Below are 22,383 nucleotides of genomic sequence, written 5' to 3' on the forward strand. Positions count from 1 at the left end.
AAAGCCTGTAAAAGATAGTGACATGCTATTGAAACAAGCAATCCATGATCTACATAACATCTATACTCAGGGAGGAATTTTGGAGGTTATTGATTCTGTTGATCAATGTTATAAGGATCTTCAAAAACCTAAACTCTACTGTTTTTATTTAGACTATTCAGCACGAATATGGGATGCGCTTATGATCGAAAGTTTAAATTCACAAACAAATTCTCTGTATTCAACAAATGAGTTTTTTAGTGATGAAAACTTTCAAGAACGTATATATCTAAATGTTTATAAACCTTATGATTCCTCAATGGAAGAGGCGAACAGTCACATGAATTTTTTGTATTACAAAATAATTGATATGATCAATGAAGAGTTTATAAAAAATTAACTATGAACTAACTTTAAACTAATTTGCTTGGTTAATTCATTGAGTTGTTTACGTAAATTACGAGATTCACTTAATGAGGCTGGTGCTTTAAGTTTTTGCTTTAAATACTTTTCTTGTAATGCCAGAGAGTAGTCCGATGCCAATTTATCCGCCATTTCTGGAGCTTCGGTTAAAGCTTGGATATTGGTTCGTTGCATAATTTCAGACAACTCTAAGTGATATGCACTGCAAGCACCTAAAATATAATAGGTCGCTAGTTCTTGATCATCGGGTAAATCATCAAAAATACGATCAAATACAGCGAGCACTTTTGCTAACAATTCATCTGGTTGAATAAATGCACGCAACACTTCAAAGTGAATATATAAAAATGGATGTTGCATTAAAATCGCCACTGCAAAATCCTCATCTTTGGTGCGAATATTAAATGAGAGCGATGCATCCAAGCTGACTTGTGGTTGCCATTTACGATTAAAACCTAACTTTTCTTTAAAAAACTGTCTTAACAGATAACGATATGAACCTTGTTTTGGCAATAATTCAGTCAATTGATTCAGTTCTGCCATGACCTGACTTTTACCTTCAGGGGTGGTGACATCATAATTTTGGCTTAATAGGGCAAAGACAAAGTCTGATAATAGCGGTGACTGTTGCCAGATCCGTTGAAAAGTCTCTAAGCCTTCTTTACGAATCAAAGAGTCAGGATCATGTTCTTTAGGAAGCACAAAAAATTTAAGCTCACGCCCATCATTCAATAAAGGCAAAGCAATTTCTAAAGTTCGTCGAGCAGCCTTTTGACCTGCGGCATCACCATCAAAGGCAATCGTAATTTGATTGTTCTGTTTAAATAAAATGCTTAAATGGTCTGCATTACTCGCCGTGCCCAGTGTTGCTGTTGCTCCCGAGATCCCATTTTGCTGTAAAGCAATAACATCCATATAGCCTTCAACCATGAGCCAGTTTTGGGCACGATCTTTACGTCCTTCATATAATCCATACAGCAGTTGATTTTTATGAAAGACTTCAGAGTCAGGAGAGTTAATATATTTGGGTTTGATTTCGTCATTTAACGCACGACCACCAAAACCAACGACTCGACCTTTACTGTCTCGGATAGGAAATATTACTCGATCACGAAGTAAGTCAAAGTCACGTCCACTATCACTGGTACGAATCAGTCCTAATAATTTTAGACCTTCAATATCTTGAGGAAATGCTTTTTCAAGATGTTGCCAATCTTCAGGTGCATAACCCAAACGCCAATATTGAATCGTCTCGGTGCTTAAACCGCGATGTCTGAAGTAGTTCTGTGCAACTTTACTATGTGGTAACTGACGTTCATAAAATTGAGCAATATTTTCAAGCAGGTCGTAAAGATTCCCGTCTTGAGGTGCTTGTACAAATCCAGTTTGATCAAATTGTGTCGGATCGAAATGTTCGGGGTCTGGATACTGGCTAAACGCTTCAAAAGGGTCAATCTCAAAAGAAGGAGTAGCTTCGGTATTTTTTTCCTGTGTTTTTGACGCTGTATTTTTATCCTCTTGCATTTGGGCTTGAGGCTTAACATGTGGTTTTACAGTTTCGCGTTTATAAGAAAGTTTTTTATTGTCTTGATTATCTTTAGGGAGTTCGATTCCAGCTTGGCTAGAAAGCTCTTTCATGACATCGATAAAGTTTCGATTATCAATATCCATGAGAAAACGAATGGCATTACCATTTGCCTGGCAACCGAAGCAATGATAGTACTGTTTGTCACGATATACATGAAAAGAAGGGGACTTTTCCTGATGAAAAGGACAGCAACCTGAATAGGTACGACCTGTTTTTTTCAATTTCACACGTTGACCAATCAGATCGACAATATCGGTACGATCTAAAATTTGATCTATCGTGTGCTGAGGAATAGCCATAAAATTTAAGTCATATATTGTTTGAAGTCATTTAAAGTTTAACGCAGTTTTAACCTTAAAAATATCCATGAATAAAAAAGACGGGTAAAAACCCGTCTTGAATTGTCGCGGTGAAGTTATATCAAAGATGATATTTCTTAACACACCTTATTTGCGTTGACCGTCATAAAGGCTTTCATCTGCACGAGCAGGTTCTTTTGAAACTTCACGATTTGGACGATCAAGCAAGCCAAAGCTAACTTTATTCAATAAGCTCGACTGCTGTTCTGAGTTTGAAGATGTTTCAGTATTTGTATCTTTTGATACTTCTGCTTTTTCACCACGACCTAAAATACCAAGGGTCGCACGGTTCCACCAACTGCCTTCTTTGCGTGCAGCACGAATATTCACTTCACCATTTGATTTAACAAGGTTTGGATAGTTCAGCTTAAGCACGTCTTTGTATTGTTGTGCAGTATCTTTGTCGCCCAGTTTGTCATAGCCATAAGCCATCGTTGCTAAAGCTTCAGGAATTTGTGGGGTTTGTGGATAATGTTCAATGACCCATTGCGAGCGTTCAATTGCAGCCAAATAAGCCTTACGTTTAAGATTGAAACGGGCAGTATTCATCTCACTTTCAGCCAATTCTTGACCGATATACTTCATACGTTGTGCAGCATCAACCGAATATTGGCTTGATGGATAACGACGAATCAAATCTACAAAGTTTTGATAAGCGATTTTTAAATAACCTACATCACGATGTGCTTGTTTCAACGAAGTATAACGAAGCAAACTGTCATAATTTTGCTCCATGTTTGCCACACCACGGACATAATAAGCGTAGTCTAAATTTGGGTGCTGAGGATTTAAGCGAATGAAACGATCTGCCAGCGCGATTGTACCTTCATAATCTTTTTGCTTGAACTTGGTATAAAGCAGTTCAAGTTGAGCTTGCTGTGCGTATTGTCCTGTTGGGAAGTAGGTATCCATAGCTTCCAACGCTTTTGCAGCATCACCGTATTGCCCACGGTCTAGTGATTTTATCGCATTATTGTAATAAGTCTGCTCATTTGATTTTGGACCTGTATCGACAACCTCTTTCTTGGGATTGCTACTACAACCTACAAATACTGTTGCTAAGCCTACAGTTAAAGCAAGCATTGTGACTTTATAACGTGGTAGCGACATAAAAATTCCTCTGTTGATACGGGCAATAGGCTACAATTGCGCTATTAAACCACTTTTGTCCGAATGAGCAAATGACTTCAGCACACTCTTCTAATTCTAATTTCTCAGAAAATGATTTCAATTTACTTGAAGATTCTGAGGATGCAGATAATCATAATTCTGCGCCAACTGCAACACGTTTATCGTTGCAATTTCAACTGGATGAAAGCTATTTAGGGCAACGTATCGACCAAGTTGCTGCACTTGTTTGGAGCGAGTTTTCTCGTGAAAAACTTAAGCAGTGGATGAAAGACGGTCATTTGTTGGTAAATGGTAACACGGTCAAGCCTAAGTATAAATGTGAAGGCAATGAACAGTTAAGTCTCAATGTTGAACTCGAAACTCAAACAACTGCGCAGCCTGAGAATATTGCTTTAAATATCGTTTATGAAGATGACGATATTATGGTGATCAATAAACCTGTGGGTATGGTTGTACATCCTGGCGCGGGTAATCCGAATGGTACATTGGTCAATGCTTTACTCTACCATTATCCTAAATCTTCGGAATTATCTCGCGCAGGTTTAGTACATCGTATCGATAAAGATACCAGTGGCTTATTGGTTGTTGCTAAAAACTTAGAAGCACAATTTTCGTTAAGTAAACAATTGGCTAAAAAATCAGTCTATCGTGTTTATGACTTAGTTTGTTATGGTCATATCATAGCGGGTGGAACCATTGATGAACCGATCAAACGACATCCTGTTGATCGTGTCAAAATGGCGATCTTACCCGGCGGTCGTGATGCTGTGACGCATTATAATGTTAAGGAACGTTTTCAGCATTTTACTCGTGTACAGGCGCAATTAGAGACGGGGCGTACACATCAGATTCGTATTCACTTTACTTATATTGGTTATCCATTGGTTGGTGATCCTGTTTATGTGAGTCGCGTTAAAGTACCTGCTGGGGCTTCGGAAAAGTTAAGTAGCACTCTGCGTAACTTTAAACGTCAAGCTCTACATGCATCTAAATTAGGACTTATTCATCCACGTACTCAAGAGGAAATGATGTTTGAAGCGCCTTGGCCTGAAGATTTTACCAACTTGGTTGAAGTTTTGCGTTCTGAAAATAAAGCGTATTAATTTATTTAAAATAATTGATGGTTAATGGAGAGTCACATGCAATTCGTTCAGGGATTACCTCAAGGCGTATATGTTGGTCAAACACATATACAACATCCAATGGCTTTACCATCTGTACAGCCAGAGTTGGGAGGTTTCAATTTAGCATTGCATGTGAATGATGATCCACAGCGTGTACAGCAACATCGGATGATTTTATTGGATGAGTTTGCTGTACATGGTGTCAACAAGATTACATGGATGACACAAACACATAGCACGATTTGTCACACCATCAATGAAGAAATTACATTTAATGCCTTAGTGGGGGATGGGTTGGTAACGCAAACACAAGGTCATGCCTTGATGATGATGACTGCGGATTGTTTACCTGTGGTTTTGGGAAATGCAGATGGTACTGAAGTTGCTAATTTACATGCAGGTTGGAGAGGTTTAGCAGGTGGAATTATTGAAAATACCATTTCAGAAATGACATCTCAACCTACATGGGCATGGCTAGGGGCTGCAATTAGTCAATCTTGTTTTGAAATTGGTCAGGAAGTAAAAACTGCTTTTTGTACTCAATATGCTGAATTGGAAACAGCTTTTATTGCGGGTGAACAAGACGGTAAATACTATGCAGACTTGTATGCGATTGCACGTTATATCGTTAAACAGCAGGGGGTTAAAATTGTCACGGGTGGTGATCAGTGTACTTATCGTCAGTCCGAGGACTTTTACTCCTACCGCCGTCACCCTAAAACAGGTCGTATGGCAACTTTTGTATTTATGCAGAACTAAATCTATATTTTGAGATATTGCTCGAAATTTTATAGATTGAGTAAAAGTACTTTTAACACTTGACAAGAATTGTTTAAAAATGAATTGATGTTAAACTTGACTAAATTTGTTTGTTTTCAATTGATATGTCTTTATCTGCTAAATCTATCGCGATCGTTTATCACAGCCCTTTTGGTCATACTGCTAAAGTCGCGAGCTATATTGCGCAGGGCATCGAGAAGGTTGGAGTGACTGTCCATAAAATGGATATTGAGCATATAGATTGGGACATTTTGGACCAAGCCGATGCAATTGTATTTGGTTCACCTACTTATATGGGTAGTGTAACAGGTCCATTTAAAATGTTTATGGACTCAACCTCTAAGCGTTGGAAAAATCGTGATTGGCAAGGGAAGTTCGCTGCTGCATTTACTAACTCAGGTGGTTTAAGCGGAGACAAATTATCCGTATTACAGCAGATTAATATCTTTGCGATGCAACATGGCATGCTTTGGTCTGGTTTGCCTTTAATGCCAACAGGAATCAAGCCCACAGATTTAAACCGTATGGCGGGTTATTTGGGTTTAATGACGCAATCAGACAATGCACCTGTTGACTTAACACCGCCATCTGGTGATTTACAAACAGCCTTGTGGTTTGGTGAGTATCTTGCACTATTATTAAATAAATTTAGGTAATCTAACTAGAAAATTAGGTAAAACGTCTAATATTTATTTTTTGTTTAAATTAATGCGATCATTGTCGCAAAATGCTAAGTGATTTGTCGTAGTAAGCTAATATTTTTATGCTTCATTGCACTATGTTTGATTAGAAAAATAAAAACATGTGTGGATGATATGGATATCAATGCTCAAAAAACAATTCAAAGGACAAGAATAGTTTTAATCTCAAGTGCAATAGTTTTATCAATGAATTGTTTTGCCGAAAATGAAAAAATCACATCTTTAATTCAGTTAAATGACTCAGAGTTGTCTGAAGTGAAAGGGCAAGCTTTGATGAGTCTTTCATATTTAGCACCAACTGATGCAACCAACCCAATGAGGAATATTACTTCAAATAATATAGGATTTTATAAATTAGGTTTAGAAGCAGAGTTGGAACTTAATGCAAATATCAGAAACCTTCAGCTTGGTTGTGGTGGAGTCAATGGTGCTGGTGCCTGTGATATAGACATTAAAAATTTATCATTGAGTGGATTGCCTAATACTTATGATAGCAATGGGAATCCAGTTTATTTAACTGGGCGCCCCTCGACAAGTGGAAAGATAACTAACCCTTTTTTAGAGTTTGCAATTAGTAATCCTAATAGCTCATCTATAAGAGAAGTGAAAGGAATACGATTTAGTGCAGAAAAAATTAATGCTTTGTTAACAGCGGGATTAGATAATTTATCTACAGCTTCACAAACTGATGGAATTCAAAGATTAAGTGGATTTATGCAAATCGCTAAAACAAGTGGAACTGCAAGCACAAAACCTATTATTTTCGGGAAAAATGCTAGTGATCAAACTTTGACTGGGGTTGCAAATATTAGTGGGCTAGTAAATGTAAATTTTACGAGTAATCCTTTTAACAATGGAACTACGGGGATAACAATTCCGAGTGTTAGTACTTCTTTTGATATTAATCCTTTTACAATTAATGGAGTGAGAAATACCATAGCAAATGTTAAAGATATTCGTACAACTATCGCTACTATTCCTATTGCATCTGATGGAACTTCAAGATACCCAGAATCGATGTTTATAAATGATGCCTTAAAAGTTAATTTGAGTTGTGAAAGTGCTGGAATTTTATCATTATGTCCAATTGTCAAGGCGCTAGTACCTGTAGCAACTTTTAAAATGGCGAATGGTTCAAATATTCAGAATATAAACATGTCTATCGATTTCATGCAATCTTTAAGTATGATTCATAATATTCCGTTAACTGGTACAGGCGGTTATTTGTCTGTACAAAGTGAGGCTTTATTGTGGCCAGGTGCAACTATTGCAGACATAGATAAAGCTAAAAACAATTTGCAACAAATGGGAAGAAATACCGATGTTGCGCAAAAAGGATGGTGGATGTCTTTCGCAGATCCAGTACAACTAGGTAAACTCAATGTGAGTAATCAAGTTGATATTGGGGCAGTTTTACCTCAAGTCGCGACTTTAGTTTCACAATATTTAAATAAAAGAGAAAATTATCCCTATTTAAATATTGGACAAGCTTGGCAGGCTTTAACCAATCAACCAATAACACAGAAATTAAATGTAGACCTGAGAAGTTATACAGAAAATAATCCTGCTAAATTGGTTCTGACTAATCAAAAACTAACAAATCAAAATGTTGTAGCAAACTGTTATGGCTCATTGAAATTCTGTTAAATTCCTTTTAACGACAAAATGCTATTTAAGAGACTTTGTTGCAAACTTAACCTCTTTTGATCTCCCAATAAAATTATTCATCATTCCACAACTAGGAAAGTTTTCATTTCAGGAATACAAACTCTGTAATGATTTTTTATAAAATACTTGATAGGTTGATAAAAAATTATCCAAAATAAAATATGTATTTCATTGTTATTTAAATAAATTAACAAAATAAAATTATATAAAAAATATTAAAAACCATTATCTTATTTAGGTGAAAAAGACTATTGTTAAATTAGACAAAATATTTGTCCTGATCGGCTATTTTGTTATTGATCATTTTCATATATTTTTGACCAATAATAAAAATCTGAGCAGGTGATATGGAATTTGTTGTAGGAAAGTTAATTAAAATCAGTAAGATGATTTTAATTTGTGGTGGATTTTTTATTTCGATTGATAGTTTTGCTAATTTGCCTCAATCGAAGGGTTTGGTCGAGTTAAATGATACTGAGCTTTCCAAAGTTCAAGGTCAAGCCTTGATGAGTTTAGGTTATATTGCTCCAAATGATGCTGCCAATAAAATGCAAGGGCAGGGCATAGGATTTTATAAGCTTGGGCTTGAAGCTGAACTTGAGCTCAATGCCAATATTAAAAAATTACAACTTGGTTGTGGTGGTATCAATGGTGCAGGTGGATGCGATATTGATATTGATAATCTTAGTCTTTCAGGCGTGGCAGATACCCGCGAAGGGAGAGCTGGCTCAAGTGCAAAATTAACCAATCCTTTTTTAGAGTTTGCAATTAAGAATCCAGACGCAGCATCAACTAGAGAAGTTGTAGGTCTACGTTTAAGTGCAGAAAAAGCTTTGGGATTATTAACATTAGGATCAGAAAACTCAGAAACACCAAATGGAATAAACAGTTTAAGTGGTTTTATGAAAATTAAAGATGCAACAGGTACGGCTTATACTGGTGCAAGAACAGGGGTAAATTATTCCAATTTAGGATTATCAATTATAGGTAAAGCGAAAAGCTCAACGGGTTTTATCACAGCAGACTTTACCTCAAATGATTATTCTTTAAATCTTGGGGAAGGAAGCGGGAAATTATATATCAAAGGTCAAACGATCAGCGGAAACAGGATGACCAGTGTAAATTTAACAGGTACAGCTGTGATTGATAATATTCCGCTCGGTGGAAAGATTAATGCAGAAGCAAAACTATGGGGAGCCTTACCTATCCCTTTGGGTGGTACTGTTAATGGAAATATCTCTAATCTAAATGTTAGTGTGAATGTTGATCAAAGTTTAGGCTTAATACATAAATTAAAATTAGATAATCCATTTTCACTTTCATTACAGTCCCAAAAGGTTTGGTGGCCAAATGCTGAGGTTGCTGCACAGAAAGGCTGGTGGATGGCTTTTGAAGACGCGATTGATATTGGTGATGTATCACCTAGTCAACGTGTAGAAGTCACTGATGCAGTGGTTAAGCAAGTTATTCCTTATGTCAGTAGCTATTTACAGAAAAAGCCCATTGAGTGTGGTTTTCTTGCGCTTTCTTGTCTTACAGGAAATTTTAACCTAAATGATGTTCCTTTGCAGGATGCTAAAGTAAATATGGATTTAGCTAATCTGAAGTTAGTTAACCAAGATTTCGCACCCAACTGCTATGGTTCATTAAAGTTCTGTTAAGAGTATTCTTTCTAAAAGAAAACCTCCATTCGGAGGTTTTTTCTTATTTGTGCATAATTCGAGCTTTATCTCGTTGCCAATCACGGTCTTTTTCAGTAGCACGTTTATCATGCAACTGTTTACCTTTTACTAAAGCGATCTCTAGTTTTGCCAAGTGACCTTTCCAGTAACATGCCAATGGTACACACGTATAGCCCTTTTGATTGACTGCACCCATTAACTTTTCTAATTCACGGCGGGAGAGCAGTAGCTTGCGCGTACGTGTTGCTTCAGGTACTACATGTGTTGATGCAGATAACAAAGGTTGAATCTGAGCGCCGAACAGAAACGCTTCATTATTTTTAAAGGTAATATAGCTTTCTGTAATGGTCATACGTCCAGCACGTAATGACTTTACTTCCCAGCCTTGCAACGAAAGCCCAGCTTCAAATTTTTCTTCAATAAAATAATCGTGACGCGCACGTTTATTTTGTGCAATCGTCCCGCCATTATTTTTTTTTACGACAATATTTTTCGACATAATACAAATAATTCCAAGAATAGCCTTATTCTGCCTTAAACTTGGCTTGAGGTGAAGTCATTTCACAATTAAAGCAAAGGCTAAATGCGCAGAGGTTATTCGCTAAGATTTAAGTTTTTGTTAAACTATAGCTCTACATAACAAACTTGAGTACAAATGGATGTCTAAAACTCGTGTCATCTATCCAGGAACTTTTGATCCAATTACCAATGGCCATGTGGATTTGGTTGCCCGCGCTTCACGGATGTTTGATGAAGTCGTCGTTGCAATTGCGATTGGACATCATAAAAATCCAGTATTCAGTTTAGAAGAGCGTGTAGGGTTAGCGAAAATATCACTCAAACATCTACCTAATGTTGAGTTTGTTGGCTTTGATGGCTTATTGGTAAATTTTGCCCGTGAGCAAAATGCGACTGCTGTTTTACGTGGATTAAGAGCTGTGTCAGATTTTGAATATGAATTTCAGCTTGCCAATATGAACCGTCAATTGGATCATGATTTTGAAACAGTATTTTTAACACCTTCAGAGCAATTTTCATTTATTTCTTCAACGATGGTTCGGGAAATTGCGCGATTAAAAGGTGATGTCACTAAATTTGTGCCACAATGTGTGGTCGAAGCTTTTCACCGTAAACATCAACAAGGTTGGTAATGTGTCTTTAATAATCACTGATGAATGCATCAATTGTGATGTATGTGAACCGGTATGCCCAAATGAAGCCATTTTTATGGGGGAGGAGATTTATGAAATCCATCCAAACCTCTGTACAGAATGTGTGGGGCATTTTGATGAGCCGCAGTGTGCACTTTTCTGTCCAGTAGATTGTATTCCTCTTGATCCAAATCATGTAGAAAGCCAAGAAGACTTGATGGAGAAGTATAAAAGTTTAATTGCTCAAAAAAGCGCAAGCAATTCCCAGTAAAATTTGTTAGCATACGCCCCGAAGTGAGCCAGACGATCGCTGCTGTGGAGATCTCCGTGATTGAAGCAGGGGAGGAAAGTCCGGGCTTCATCGGGCAAGGTGCCAGGTAACGCCTGGGCGGTGTAAACCGACGGAAAGTGCAGCAGAGAGTAGACCGCCTTCAATATCGTTTCTTTTCGGAGAAATGGAAGGTAAGGGTGAAAGGGTGCGGTAAGAGCGCACCGCATGACTGGTAACAGTTCATGGCATGGTAAACCCCACCGGAAGCAAGACCAAATAGGGATCCTATAGGCATGGCCCATGCTGGATCCGGGTAGGTCGCTTGAGCGTATGAGTGATTGTGCGCCTAGAGGAATGATCGTTCTAGACAGAACCCGGCTTATCGGCTCACTTCAATGAATTTTATTGCAATTATTACTTGACGTAACGTGAGTTACAGCAGATAATGCGCGCACAGTTTTAGGCTATGTAGCTCAGTTGGTTAGAGCACCGCACTCATAATGCGGGGGTCACAGGTTCAAGTCCCGTCATAGCCACCATTTTTATAGACCACGTTTCCAAAAACGTGGTCTTTTTTTATCTTTCAATCATGCATATTAAAACCATTTAAATGCTCTTTTAAAAACCAAGCTTCACGGATGTATTTTTACTAATTTAGTTTAATCAGCAAAATACCGAATTTATAAATTAATCATCATGGCGATTTTAAAATTATGTGTGTTTAAATTAATAGCAAGATTAAATTATATTTCCGCAAATATCTTTTGTACCTATAGGGTATGATTGAGTCATTTTTGTGTAGTCTGTAACCAACTCAATGGTAAATTGTTTACCAATTGAATTGGATTTGAGTTGAACCTCCGATTGACCACCATCGATACCAAATGCTATTTCATTGAATTCACCTTCCATTTTTGCTAATACTCCTTTGTTTATGCCATCTACAATATAATTTATATTTTTTGTTGTTTGATCAAAGTAGAAACCTAGTTTAATATTGCTCTTCGAGGCTGGAATAATTGCAATATTTTCGCTGCCAAAATCTAAAATAATATTATTTGAATTTGGGAATGATACAAAATTATTGATATAACTAATATAATATCTGCCAGTTTCAACACCATTCGCTGTCACATATATTTTAAAGGGTAAAAAATATCCTGAATCAGATCCTGACATTGGTAGCTGTGGTGCAATAATATCTACTTCAAATGCAAAAATTCCTTTTTTGGGTACATTTTTGTCTCCTATTATCACTTTGTTAGAGTTACTTTCCAAAAAATCTTTACTAAAAGCAGTATAAGTTTTAGTTAATGTGCTATCCGTTATATTAAATCCGACTTTTTGATTTATATGTATCGGAAAATTTTGCCTTTGCGTACCTAACTGGGGTTGAGTTGCATTAAAGTTGTAATTGCATGAAGTAGCCCATACATTAACATTTATTAATCCCGTTAATAATATCATTATTAATTTTCTCATTATAAAATCCTTTTACGTGTGAAGTTAAAATATACAATAAAATTTATAAATATAGCTAATAAATTAGATATTATTTGTTTCAATATTTAAATAAAGTTGGTTAAATAAAAGTTTAATTTCAGTCTAAAATATAGGAAAGATTAAATTTTTTGTTTTAAGATTCCAGTATTAAATTTTAATTTTATGAAATATTTATTCTTATTATTCAATAATGTAAATGGTGTTTTGGAATTGTACTATATTTTTTTGGATTATTTATTTAAAAATATTGATGTTGTTTTCCAATTTATGAAGTAGAGATAATGATTAATTTCATCACAACAGAATTCTGTAGAATCGTAAGAATTACAAATATGTCATTAACTTGTATCGATGATACTATGGGGTGTTATTGTCTTTGCAATAGTAAAACTAAAGATAATAAAATTAGTGCCTGTTAAAAGAATGGTATACACTTTAATAATTTAAAAATACTATTTTACTATCAGGAACTTAAAATTTAATTGAGTTTACTTATTTAATTTAAAAATTTCTTCCCTTGTTCTGTAGACCATACATTGCAAATCTATTTCAGTCTTATCCTAAATACATTTTAAAACCAAGCTTCACGGATGTATTATCACCGATATGGGTGAGCTGAGTCGTTGTGGCAGTCTTTTTATAATCATAAATGGTTGCTTTTGATAATTTTGCTAGACCGAATTGATAGGAAAAATTAAATTGCACTTGATTGATTTTATATTGGGCTAAAATATTGCTGTCTTGTTGAAGCTTTTGAATTAATTTTTCAGCAGTATCAACCTGATCAAGATAAGCAGGTTGACTAACATTTAAAATGAGAACTTGATTTGTTGATTCAGTTTCGCCAATAAAAGTATAACGATTTTCGATCTGAATATTTTGAATATCATCAGAGATTGAAGTCAAATCATGAGTTGTTGAATTTTGATTTTGATTTTGAACATAATGCCAGACATTGATTGAAAAAATGATCATTGTGATCAAAGAGAGAATGTAATAATGCACTTTCCATATTGCTTGATGAGGCATATTGGATTGTGTATTTCTGAGAATTTGTGTACGTGTCAGCACATCATGAAGGGATTGTTGGCTGTTTCCATTAAAAACTGCCAAGTAGAAACACGCAAAAACAATACTTTGAAAAAAGGCGATGATTAAAATAAGTGTAAGGGGGGGATGTGCAAAGGATTGTAAATAACCGATAAAGCAAAATGGAATAATGAAAATGCTCGATCGAATTAAAGCGTGGGTTGGTGAAATTGAAGCACCTGTAAAGTCTTTTACACGAATTTTACAGAGTATTTTTCCAATCGTTTTGCCATCTCCAATCGAACTGTTAAAAGCAGAGAAATAAAACAAACATAGCAAAGTGCCAAGACATTGAAAAATAAATGGAGAGTTTTCAAAATAGGTATATAGCACTTTCCCCATTACCAAACATGCAACACCGACAATCAAACAGTCGATGATAAATGCAAAAAGTCGAGGAAATATTGGAGCAATCGTTTTTACTGGATTTTGAATTTCAGTCATAGTTTTTAATTAAATTGAATTTATGAATGTATTAAGTCAATATCAATATCATCAAATATTTAAGTGAGATATTAAAAATGATGTATTTGATATTTTGAAATAGATGTTAATTTTAAATTTAATGATTTAAAGAGATTAAATTTTTGGCATAAAAAAACCAGCAGTTGCTGGGTTCTTTAATTGCACCATTTTAATATCAATTTAAAATGGTGCCCGAGGCCAGACTCGAACTGGCACGCTTTGTGGGCGGGGGATTTTAAATCCCCTGTGTCTACCGATTTCACCACTCGGGCATGTGCGCAATAATAAAGGACAGTTTTTCTCTTGGCAAGCGTATTTAGCACGATTTGCTTTCTTTTCAATCAACTCAGATGTTTATGGCTGAAAATAAAGCATTTTAAGCCAATATATTGATTTTATTGTCATGAATTTTTCATTAACTTGAGATTAAAGTGAAATATTTCCTGATTAAAGTGATGAGATAAAAAAACTTAGAGGAAATCAATTTCTATGCCAAGCTCAATTTCACGCCGTGAACTTATTCAAAAGTCATTAGCCAGTTTTGGGGCACTATCTATACCAGTTTCTTTGACAGCTTGTGGTAGCGACAATAATGATTCAACAACGTCAGCCACTAAAGTTGAATTTTTACATGGGGTGGCGAGTGGTGATCCGCTTAAGGACCGTGTGATTTTATGGACACGTGTAACTCCCCAAGATACTACTTTACGTATTGAAGTTGTTTGGGAAATTGCGACAGACGAAAAATTTGTACAAATCATCAACACAGGGAAAGTACAAACAACACAAGCACAAGATTTTACGGTTAAAGTTGATGCTGATAAGTTGAAGTCTGGGCAAACTTATTATTATCGTTTTAAATTCGGTTCAGTGATTTCACCCGTCGGTCGTACCAAAACATTACCAGAAACGACCAATGCTGTTCAATTTGCAGTATGTTCGTGTTCGAATTATCCAGCGGGATATTTCTATGTTTATCGAGAAATGGCAAAACAAAATGTCGATGCGATTATCCATCTTGGTGATTATATTTATGAATATGGCAAAGATGGCTATGCAACTGAAGATGCGACTAAATTAGGACGTACGCTTCCTGCGGACAATGATAAAGAAATTATCAAATTGGACGACTATCGCAAACGTTATGCGCTTTATCATAAGGATACTGATTTACAGGCTGCACATGCACGTCATCCGTTTATTGTGATTTGGGATGACCATGAGTTAGCCAATGATGCATGGAAAGCGGGTGCTGAAAATCATCAAGCCAATGAAGGGAGCTTTTCTGATCGCAAGTTAGCGGCATTACAGGCGTATTTTGAATGGATGCCAATTCGACCTGTGAATCAAACAGATCATTTGAATATTTATCGTCAATTTGACTTTGGTTCATTGGTGCAATTGACGATGTTGGATACACGTATCTTGGCTCGTGATAAGCAATTGGATTATGCGGATTATATGACGGCTTCTAGGTTGGATATTGCCAAGTTTCAGACAGATTTGATCAGTACTCCCCGTACGTTGATGGGGTATACACAACGAGACTGGTTACAGAAAAAACTGGCACAATCTACAGCGACATGGAATGTATTGGGTCAGCAAGTCTTGATGGCAAAAATGCTAATTCCAGCTGAATTACTGCTTTCATTGGCTGCAATTACCAGTGGTAATGTTACTCCAGAGACATTGGTAAAAATGAATCAACAGATTACTGAATTAGTGACTTTAAAACTTCGTTTAAAAGCGGGTGATCCATCTTTAACAGCTACAGAAAAAGCACGTGTGACAACGGTAGCTCCATATAATCTCGATGCGTGGGATGGATACTATGCTGAGCGTGAAATTTTATATGGAACACTAAAAGCACTGAATAAGAAAGTTGTTGTTTTGGCAGGGGATACACATAATGCTTGGTCTGCGGACTTGCATACACAAACAGGTGATTTTGTTGGGGTTGAATTGGCAACCAGCTCTGTGTCTTCACCAGGAATGGAAAAGTACCTCAGTATTCCTTTAGCGCAGTTACAGCAATTTGAAATGGCGTTTACCACACTGATTGATGAATTGAATTATACCAACTTAAATCAGCGTGGTTATTTAAAAGTGAGTTTTACCGCGCAACAAGTTCAAGCAGATTGGATTTTTGTGAGTACCATTAAGGAAAATACATATACTGTGGATGCTACTCGTGGGCATCAAGTGGTATTAAATAACAATTTGATTGATGTGAAAAGCATTCAAAAAAGCGCATAAATTTTCAAGCATAAAAAAAACCGAGTTCATCATATTGACTCGGTTTTTATGAAAATAAATTACATCATGCTGTCCATATAGGCATCTAAATCTTCATATTTATATGTTTTGCACATTTCATTTTCATACTTTAATAACTGTAAGTGCAATTCTAAGTATTGGGTAAGTTGCTGCTGTTGAAACTGATATTGCTCCGAATTTTTATTATAAAATCTCATTTTAAATCTGGCTTTTTTGGCTTGCTTATAAGCCCAAAAGCAAGTTCTGCGAATTTGTTGTAATTGATAAAATTCAGTATCTTTGGTGCTGTCTCGAAATAGATTTTCTTTATAGAACTTCACAAAACCAAAGCTCATTGCAAAGAAAAATAGCAAACCTTGTAAAAGTGTACTTTCAATAAAATATAGGTTCAGTGCTTGTAGAATAATCAATGCGGCAAGTTTAAATGGCGTATTGTTAAGTTGCTGATAAAGATGGGTAGAGCTGTGTTTGATTTGGTTGATAATAATCGGAACAATCAACATAAAAAATAACATAACCGCCAAGGCTGCGATGGCATTGGCTTGAAAAGCATCAAATTGAACAAAATGAATTGAAATATAATGACCTAAGCTGAAGTAAATACTGCAAAAAATCATGATTGATAAAATCCAAGGAATAAACTCCTTGGCTTCATCTAAAAGCCCTTTGGTTTTAATTTGGCTATAAAATAAAAAATTGTATTTAAATGCTTTTGGATATTGTTGTTGTAACTGATTTAAATAGAAGGAAACTTGCTTGTTTTGAATCATATAGGCTTCACTTATTTAAACTGCAATTTAGAGATTAACATAAAAAGCTAATATAAAATTTTAGACATAAAAAAACCAGCTTATCGCTGGGTTTTTTATTACACCATTTTAATGTTGATTAAAATGGTGCCCGAGGCCAGACTCGAACTGGCACGCTTTGTGGGCGGGGGATTTTAAATCCCCTGTGTCTACCGATTTCACCACTCGGGCTTTACAAGATTGGAGGCGGAGGTCGGAATCGAACCGGCGTACACGGAGTTGCAGTCCGCTGCATGACCACTCTGCCACCCCGCCATGTCTTGGTGATGCACATATTAGCAACCTTTGAAAAAAAAACAATACTATATTTCATGCATATGCACATAAATTCAGCATACGAAAGAAAATTGTCTAAATAATCATGTATTATTTGCAAAATTGATTCATATCTACTTTGGAGATGTGCCGTGGCATTGGTATTGGATGGTCGCGCATTAGCGAAACAAATTGAAGCAGACTTGTTGACTCGTGTTGAAGCTTTAAAGGCAAAAACAGGTCGTACCCCAATTTTAGCGACTATTTTAGTGGGTGATGATGGCGCATCTGCGACTTATGTTCGTATGAAAGGAAATGCATGTCGTCGTGTAGGTATGGATTCTTTGAAAGTTGAATTAGGCAAAGAAACCACGACTGAACAATTATTGGCTGAAATCGAAAAATTAAATGCCAATCCTGATGTACATGGTATTTTGTTACAGCATCCAGTACCTGAACAGATTGACGAACGTGCTTGTTTTGATGCGATCTCTTTAGAAAAAGATGTTGATGGTGTGACGTGTCTTGGTTTTGGTCGTATGGCAATGGGTGAAGCAGCATATGGTTCTGCAACTCCTGCGGGCATCATGACCATTCTTAAAGAAAATAAGATTGAGATTGCCGGTAAGCATGCTGTAGTGGTTGGACGTTCAGCAATTTTAGGCAAGCCGATGGCAATGATGTTACTTCAAGCCAATGCTACAGTGACAATCTGTCATTCACGTACCCAAAACCTTGCTGATTTAATCAAACAAGCAGATATCGTTGTGGGTGCAGTAGGTAAAGCAGAGTTGATTCAAAAAGACTGGATCAAACAAGGTGCTGTTGTGGTAGATGCAGGTTTCCATCCTCGTGAGGGTGGTGGTGTTGGTGATATTCAATTGGTTGGAATTGAAGAAGTTGCTTCAGCATATACGCCAGTTCCAGGTGGTGTAGGACCTATGACGATTACTACATTGATTCGTCAAACTGTAGAAGCAGCAGAAAAAGCGTTAGCTTAATCAAATATTGATAGCAAGGCCTTCACCATTGTTTGTAGATGGTGAAGGCTTCTCGAAAATGTCATTTTTGTTTTGGTAAAAGTTGCTTTAATAATAGACTTTGTGACAATCATGTATTCAATATGATGCGATCTGCAATAACAGCAAATTATCGAAGTATATAAGCGTCAACAACCTTAGTGTATTTGCGAAGTATTAGAATAATCATTTTGGTTATACATTTATGAGTTGTACTTTACAATTTCCTAAAGCCCCATCACATTTACTCAAAGCCTTGCATGAGGTGATTCCTCAATGCCAGCTACTCGCTCAGCAGTTACCTGAGACTCCGATTTCATTGTGGTTGATTCCACCGGTTTTTCCGACTGATCGTTTAGATGATGAAGTGATTCGTCGTATTTGGAATGACACACCATATTGGATCTTTTGTTGGGCATCTGGTTTGGCGATGGCACAATGGCTATTGGCTGAGCCACATCATGTTAAAGATAAGGTGGTTCTCGATTTTGGCGCTGGGTCAGGTGTGGTCGCGATTGCTGCCAAATTAGCGGGTGCCAAGCGTGTGATTTGTTGTGACATTGACCAAGTGAGTTTAGATGCTTGTCGTGAAAATGCCGCACTAAATGAGGTAGAGCTGGAATATCTAGATGATTTATATAAAGCAGAACAGGTGGATGTATTGCTCGCCGCAGATGTTTTATATGATCAATCTAATCGCTTTTTCTTAGATGAATTTTTAAAGTTTGCCCCTGAAGTATGGGTAGCGGACAGTCGGGTCAAAAACTTTAGTCATCCGAATTATCAAAAATTGGATGAACGAAGTGCAACGACATGGCCTGATTTAGATGAAGCCAAAGAGTTTCGAAATGTGAGTTTTTATAAGACGCTATAAAAGCGTCTTATTTTTTGAAAATTTATTATGATTGGGTGTATTAAGAACAGGTATAACGTACAACATGCAAGGTGCTTGGACGAGTTTCAAGTGCTTGACGCGTTGCATAATCCTCACTGTTGTTTAGATTCGGAGTATTTGAAAGTCCAAAAGAGGTTCGACTATGCCCAAGTTGAACACCAGCTTGATTTTGTGCAGTTTGCGGGTTGATGATTTCATTGATACTAAGAACAGAAATTTTATAGGTTTTATTTGCACCTAAAACTTTTTGACATGCACGTTGTAACTTACTGGCATCTAAATCACGGTCAGCGCGACCAGAAAGTGTATATGCCAATGTTGCGCTATTGCTTGACTGACTTTCGATTTGGTAGCCTGTCATCCCATTATATTGACGCGGTGTTGTTTGGCACGCCGATAAAGCTAAAACCATTAATCCTAAACCTGCACAGGTGATTATTTTCATCTTTTAAAGTCCCAGCTTTTTGAATTATTTTTAGTATGCCATAGCTTTGTGATTTTCTCGATGATTGAATTGTTCAAATCAAAACAGCTTTCTAATTTTCATAAGAAAGCTGTTTTAACCCATCTAAGCTACTTTTGGATTCTGATTAATCATCTGTGATTAAGCTATTTTTCTTAGTATCTTTCATAAAGATATAAGTAATTAAAGATAGACCAATCATAAATGTGATGTAGTAGAAGAAATAGTTTTCGTGACCTGCATTTTTAAAACTTAATGCCACTAATTCAGCTGTACCACCAAAGATTGTATTTGCTAAAGCGTATGGTAACGCAACACCCAGAGCGCGAATGTGAGCAGGGAACAGTTCTGCTTTAACTACCGCATTAATTGCAGTATAGCCAGTTACAATCACCATGCCGCTCATACATAAGAAAAATGCAGTTTTAGGGTCTGTGGTTGAACCAAGCCCATTGAAAATAGGGATGGTAAATAGAACACCTAAAACACCAAAGGTGATCATAATCGGTTTACGACCAATTTTATCTGAAAGTGCGCCAACAGCAGGTTGAATCAACATGAAGACAAAGATCGCTGCCGTGGTAATTTCTGTTGCTGTGGTCTTTTCAAAGCCAGAGGTATTGACCAAATATTTTTGCAAATAGGTGGTAAATGTGTTGAATGCTAGCGTTCCACCTGCGGTCAACATAATCACTGTGAATGCTTGTTTAGGGTATTTGGTAAATAAAGCCAAAGCCCCCGATTTTTCACCACCATTTTTGGCATGTTCTTGCGCTTGTTTAGCTGATTCAGTTTCAACTAAGCCACGACGAATCCAGAATACAACAATGGCTAACAAAGCGCCGATAAAGAATGGAATACGCCATCCCCATGCATGCAAGGCATTTTCTGAAAGTGTATGTTGGAGGATAATCAATACACAAAGTGCCAACAACTGTCCTGAAATCAAGGTGACATATTGAAAGCTAGAGAAGAAACCACGATGATTTTTTCCTGCCATTTCAGTTAAATATGTCGCACTTGAACCATATTCACCACCGACACTTAAGCCCTGTAAGAGACGAGCAAAGAGTAGAAGCGCTGGAGCAAGCATACCCACAGAATCATAAGACGGTGCACAAGCGATAATTAAAGAACCGACACACATCAATGATACAGAAAGCGTTAAACCAGCTTTACGACCTTTACGATCGGCATAAATTCCCATAATCCAAGCGCCAATCGGGCGCATTAAAAAACCTAAAGCAAAAACAGCAGCAGCTTGGAGAAGCTTGACTGTTTCATTACCTTCTGGAAAGAACACTGGTGCAAAGTAGAGCGTAAATGCGGCGTAGACATACCAGTCATACCATTCAACTAGGTTACCAGCTGAGCCACCAAGTATAGATTTGAAACGAGTTTTTCTATCAAGTTGCGAAGGAGCAACCTGAGGTGATGAATTGGACAAGGCAATTCTCCAAAAGAATATGCAAAACATAGCCTGTTTAGGGTTCATTTGGGGTGAAAATCTAAACAGAAAAATCAAAAAGAGAGAATTTCAATCAGTACTGCGGAGAGATACAAATCATTACACAGCTCGTTATACGCAAGAATGAAGGTTGTCCTTATTAGACTTTGGTCGTATGCCTTTTTTATGTTCAGGATCAATAATTATTTAAGAATGGCTAAAATAAAGAATAATTTTTTTAAAACAATTATTTAATTTTAAATAGTTTAATGGGTGGCTGTTTTTAGTACAGATAAAGTGTTGGGTGGAAATGAGTCAAATGTGTGAAAATTACTCAAATAAAAAAACGATCAGTATTGAGAATTAAGATTCAAAGCTAGCTGAATAACAAGAACTTATGTAATGTATGTATTTAAATGTTCATTTTCGAAAATAAAACAATAAGGTTTGCATTTATGAATTTCATGATTCGACAACAGCAAATTTTGGAACTGGTTAAACAACGGGGATATATCAGTATTGAAGAAATTGCGCAGATATTTACAGTGACACCGCAAACTGTACGCAGAGATATTAATCAGTTGGCCGATGCTGGATTGTTGCGACGTTATCATGGCGGTGCTGCGATAGACTCAAGTGTGACCAATACTGAATACAGTACACGCATGAGCCATAACGCAGAGGCAAAACAGCGTATTGCAGTTGCTGTGGCAAAAGCTATTCCAGATTATGCTTCTTTATTTATCAATATCGGGACAACGACAGAAGCAATTGCTGTCGCTTTATTGCAACATCGAGGGCTTAAAATTATTACCAATAATCTAAATGTTGCCAAAATCCTAAGTGTAAAAGAAGATTTTGAAGTGCTTATTGCCAGTGGCAAAGTTCGCCCCGATGGCGGGGTCATTGGGCAGGCGACATCTGAATTTTTTAAACAATTCAAAGTGGATTACGCCGTGATTGGCATCAGTGGAATTGATGCAGATGGGACATTATTGGATTTTGATTTTCAGGAAGTTTCAGTCTCTCAAGAAATTATTGCTGGTGCTCGACAGATTTTTTTAGCTGTAGATGATAGTAAATTTGGTCGTCATGCAATGATGCGCATGGGGCATCTTCGAGAAATTGATCGTCTTTTTACCAATCAACAGCCTGCTGAAGCTTATATTCAACAAATCAATGCGGCAGAAGTGAATTTGATTGTGGTTTAGGCTTTATTCAATGACGAGCTTAAATGTCAGTTGCAAATCTATTGATTATCGAATAGACATTGATCAAAAAAGTCTCTATTATTTTCTTAAATG

Annotated in this window: 19 protein-coding genes, 4 tRNA genes and 1 other RNA gene; 13 read left to right on the top strand and 11 right to left on the bottom strand. The window is 36.6% G+C overall.

Annotated features, from left to right (window positions below):
- Positions 1 to 375 precede the first annotated feature (375 nt).
- Together AC1Z3T_RS07950 and AC1Z3T_RS07955 are read right to left on the bottom strand one after the other, a co-directional pair.
- Complete coding sequence (locus tag AC1Z3T_RS07950) at positions 376 to 2,289, bottom strand: DNA primase (protein WP_419320625.1); 1,914 nt, start codon at positions 2,287 to 2,289, stop codon at positions 376 to 378.
- Positions 2,290 to 2,436: 147 nt separating this feature from the next.
- Complete coding sequence (locus tag AC1Z3T_RS07955) at positions 2,437 to 3,459, bottom strand: outer membrane protein assembly factor BamD (RefSeq protein ID WP_004828285.1); 1,023 nt, start codon at positions 3,457 to 3,459, stop codon at positions 2,437 to 2,439.
- A 71-nt stretch (positions 3,460 to 3,530) separates the two neighbouring features.
- On the opposite strand from AC1Z3T_RS07955, the gene rluD reads away from it, so the two are divergent.
- From rluD to AC1Z3T_RS07980, 5 genes are all read left to right on the top strand, one after another.
- On the top strand, positions 3,531 to 4,583 hold the full coding sequence (rluD, locus tag AC1Z3T_RS07960) for a 23S rRNA pseudouridine(1911/1915/1917) synthase RluD (RefSeq protein WP_004828287.1): 1,053 nt from the start codon (positions 3,531 to 3,533) through the stop codon (positions 4,581 to 4,583).
- A gap of 36 nt (positions 4,584 to 4,619) precedes the next feature.
- Positions 4,620 to 5,363, top strand: a complete 744-nt coding sequence (gene pgeF, locus AC1Z3T_RS07965) for a peptidoglycan editing factor PgeF (RefSeq protein ID WP_419320628.1) — start codon at positions 4,620 to 4,622, stop codon at positions 5,361 to 5,363.
- Between the two features lie 125 nt (positions 5,364 to 5,488).
- Positions 5,489 to 6,040, top strand: a complete 552-nt coding sequence (locus tag AC1Z3T_RS07970) for a flavodoxin family protein (protein ID WP_419320630.1) — start codon at positions 5,489 to 5,491, stop codon at positions 6,038 to 6,040.
- 159 nt (positions 6,041 to 6,199) lie between these two features.
- The gene (locus AC1Z3T_RS07975) at positions 6,200 to 7,732 is read left to right on the top strand and encodes a hypothetical protein (RefSeq protein ID WP_005030726.1); all 1,533 of its coding nucleotides are present in this window, start codon (positions 6,200 to 6,202) and stop codon (positions 7,730 to 7,732) included.
- Between the two features lie 368 nt (positions 7,733 to 8,100).
- Positions 8,101 to 9,414 (top strand): hypothetical protein, encoded by a 1,314-nt coding sequence (locus AC1Z3T_RS07980; RefSeq protein WP_419320632.1) that lies wholly within the window; start codon positions 8,101 to 8,103, stop codon positions 9,412 to 9,414.
- A gap of 43 nt (positions 9,415 to 9,457) precedes the next feature.
- Here AC1Z3T_RS07980 and smpB read toward each other — a convergent pair whose 3' ends face one another.
- Complete coding sequence (gene smpB, locus AC1Z3T_RS07985; protein WP_004828309.1) at positions 9,458 to 9,934, bottom strand: SsrA-binding protein SmpB; 477 nt, start codon at positions 9,932 to 9,934, stop codon at positions 9,458 to 9,460.
- Positions 9,935 to 10,094: 160 nt separating this feature from the next.
- Here smpB and coaD point away from each other — a divergent pair, with 160 nt between their 5' ends.
- The 4 genes from coaD (at position 10,095) to AC1Z3T_RS08005 (ending at position 11,396) form a co-directional block, all read left to right on the top strand.
- Complete coding sequence (gene coaD, locus AC1Z3T_RS07990) at positions 10,095 to 10,586, top strand: pantetheine-phosphate adenylyltransferase (RefSeq protein ID WP_419320634.1); 492 nt, start codon at positions 10,095 to 10,097, stop codon at positions 10,584 to 10,586.
- Between the two features lies 1 nt (position 10,587).
- A complete protein-coding gene (locus AC1Z3T_RS07995) occupies positions 10,588 to 10,857 on the top strand; it encodes a YfhL family 4Fe-4S dicluster ferredoxin (protein ID WP_004828314.1) in 270 nt (89 codons plus the stop codon).
- A gap of 20 nt (positions 10,858 to 10,877) precedes the next feature.
- Positions 10,878 to 11,255, top strand: an RNA gene (gene rnpB, locus AC1Z3T_RS08000) — RNase P RNA component class A.
- 64 nt (positions 11,256 to 11,319) lie between these two features.
- Positions 11,320 to 11,396 (top strand) — tRNA-Met (locus AC1Z3T_RS08005).
- Positions 11,397 to 11,595: 199 nt separating this feature from the next.
- On the opposite strand, the gene AC1Z3T_RS08010 is transcribed toward AC1Z3T_RS08005, so the two are convergent.
- From AC1Z3T_RS08010 to AC1Z3T_RS08020, 3 genes are all read right to left on the bottom strand, one after another.
- On the bottom strand, positions 11,596 to 12,339 hold the full coding sequence (locus tag AC1Z3T_RS08010; protein ID WP_419320636.1) for a DUF4882 family protein: 744 nt from the start codon (positions 12,337 to 12,339) through the stop codon (positions 11,596 to 11,598).
- Positions 12,340 to 12,915: 576 nt separating this feature from the next.
- Positions 12,916 to 13,893, bottom strand: coding sequence for an RDD family protein (locus AC1Z3T_RS08015; RefSeq protein ID WP_483396565.1), 978 nt, complete (start codon positions 13,891 to 13,893; stop codon positions 12,916 to 12,918).
- Positions 13,894 to 14,100: 207 nt separating this feature from the next.
- A tRNA-Leu gene (locus AC1Z3T_RS08020) sits at positions 14,101 to 14,186 on the bottom strand.
- Between the two features lie 217 nt (positions 14,187 to 14,403).
- Between AC1Z3T_RS08020 and AC1Z3T_RS08025 the strand changes: the two genes are divergently transcribed.
- Positions 14,404 to 16,170 carry an alkaline phosphatase D family protein gene (locus AC1Z3T_RS08025; protein ID WP_483396567.1) on the top strand — a complete coding sequence of 589 codons (1,767 nt, stop codon included), beginning with the start codon at positions 14,404 to 14,406 and terminating at the stop codon, positions 16,168 to 16,170.
- 59 nt (positions 16,171 to 16,229) lie between these two features.
- Here AC1Z3T_RS08025 and AC1Z3T_RS08030 read toward each other — a convergent pair whose 3' ends face one another.
- From AC1Z3T_RS08030 to AC1Z3T_RS08040, 3 genes are all read right to left on the bottom strand, one after another.
- Positions 16,230 to 16,961, bottom strand: a complete 732-nt coding sequence (locus AC1Z3T_RS08030; protein ID WP_004828320.1) for a hypothetical protein — start codon at positions 16,959 to 16,961, stop codon at positions 16,230 to 16,232.
- Positions 16,962 to 17,085: 124 nt separating this feature from the next.
- Positions 17,086 to 17,171 (bottom strand) — tRNA-Leu (locus AC1Z3T_RS08035).
- A 10-nt stretch (positions 17,172 to 17,181) separates the two neighbouring features.
- A tRNA-Cys gene (locus tag AC1Z3T_RS08040) sits at positions 17,182 to 17,255 on the bottom strand.
- Between the two features lie 152 nt (positions 17,256 to 17,407).
- Between AC1Z3T_RS08040 and folD the strand changes: the two genes are divergently transcribed.
- Positions 17,408 to 18,256 carry a bifunctional methylenetetrahydrofolate dehydrogenase/methenyltetrahydrofolate cyclohydrolase FolD gene (folD, locus tag AC1Z3T_RS08045; RefSeq protein ID WP_151712835.1) on the top strand — a complete coding sequence of 283 codons (849 nt, stop codon included), beginning with the start codon at positions 17,408 to 17,410 and terminating at the stop codon, positions 18,254 to 18,256.
- 223 nt (positions 18,257 to 18,479) lie between these two features.
- Positions 18,480 to 19,148, top strand: a complete 669-nt coding sequence (locus AC1Z3T_RS08050; protein ID WP_004828323.1) for a class I SAM-dependent methyltransferase — start codon at positions 18,480 to 18,482, stop codon at positions 19,146 to 19,148.
- 40 nt (positions 19,149 to 19,188) lie between these two features.
- Here the strand turns inward: AC1Z3T_RS08050 and AC1Z3T_RS08055 are convergent, their stop codons facing one another.
- Both AC1Z3T_RS08055 and AC1Z3T_RS08060 read right to left on the bottom strand, forming a co-directional pair.
- On the bottom strand, positions 19,189 to 19,614 hold the full coding sequence (locus tag AC1Z3T_RS08055; RefSeq protein ID WP_042089291.1) for a lipase chaperone: 426 nt from the start codon (positions 19,612 to 19,614) through the stop codon (positions 19,189 to 19,191).
- Positions 19,615 to 19,759: 145 nt separating this feature from the next.
- Positions 19,760 to 21,079: an MFS transporter gene (locus AC1Z3T_RS08060; protein WP_151751476.1), complete on the bottom strand. Its 1,320-nt coding sequence runs from the start codon at positions 21,077 to 21,079 to the stop codon at positions 19,760 to 19,762.
- Between the two features lie 455 nt (positions 21,080 to 21,534).
- Between AC1Z3T_RS08060 and AC1Z3T_RS08065 the strand changes: the two genes are divergently transcribed.
- Positions 21,535 to 22,290, top strand: a complete 756-nt coding sequence (locus tag AC1Z3T_RS08065; RefSeq protein WP_005030709.1) for a DeoR/GlpR family DNA-binding transcription regulator — start codon at positions 21,535 to 21,537, stop codon at positions 22,288 to 22,290.
- The last annotated feature ends 93 nt before the right edge of the window (positions 22,291 to 22,383 follow it).

The organism is Acinetobacter sp. B-6 (assembly GCF_056930735.1).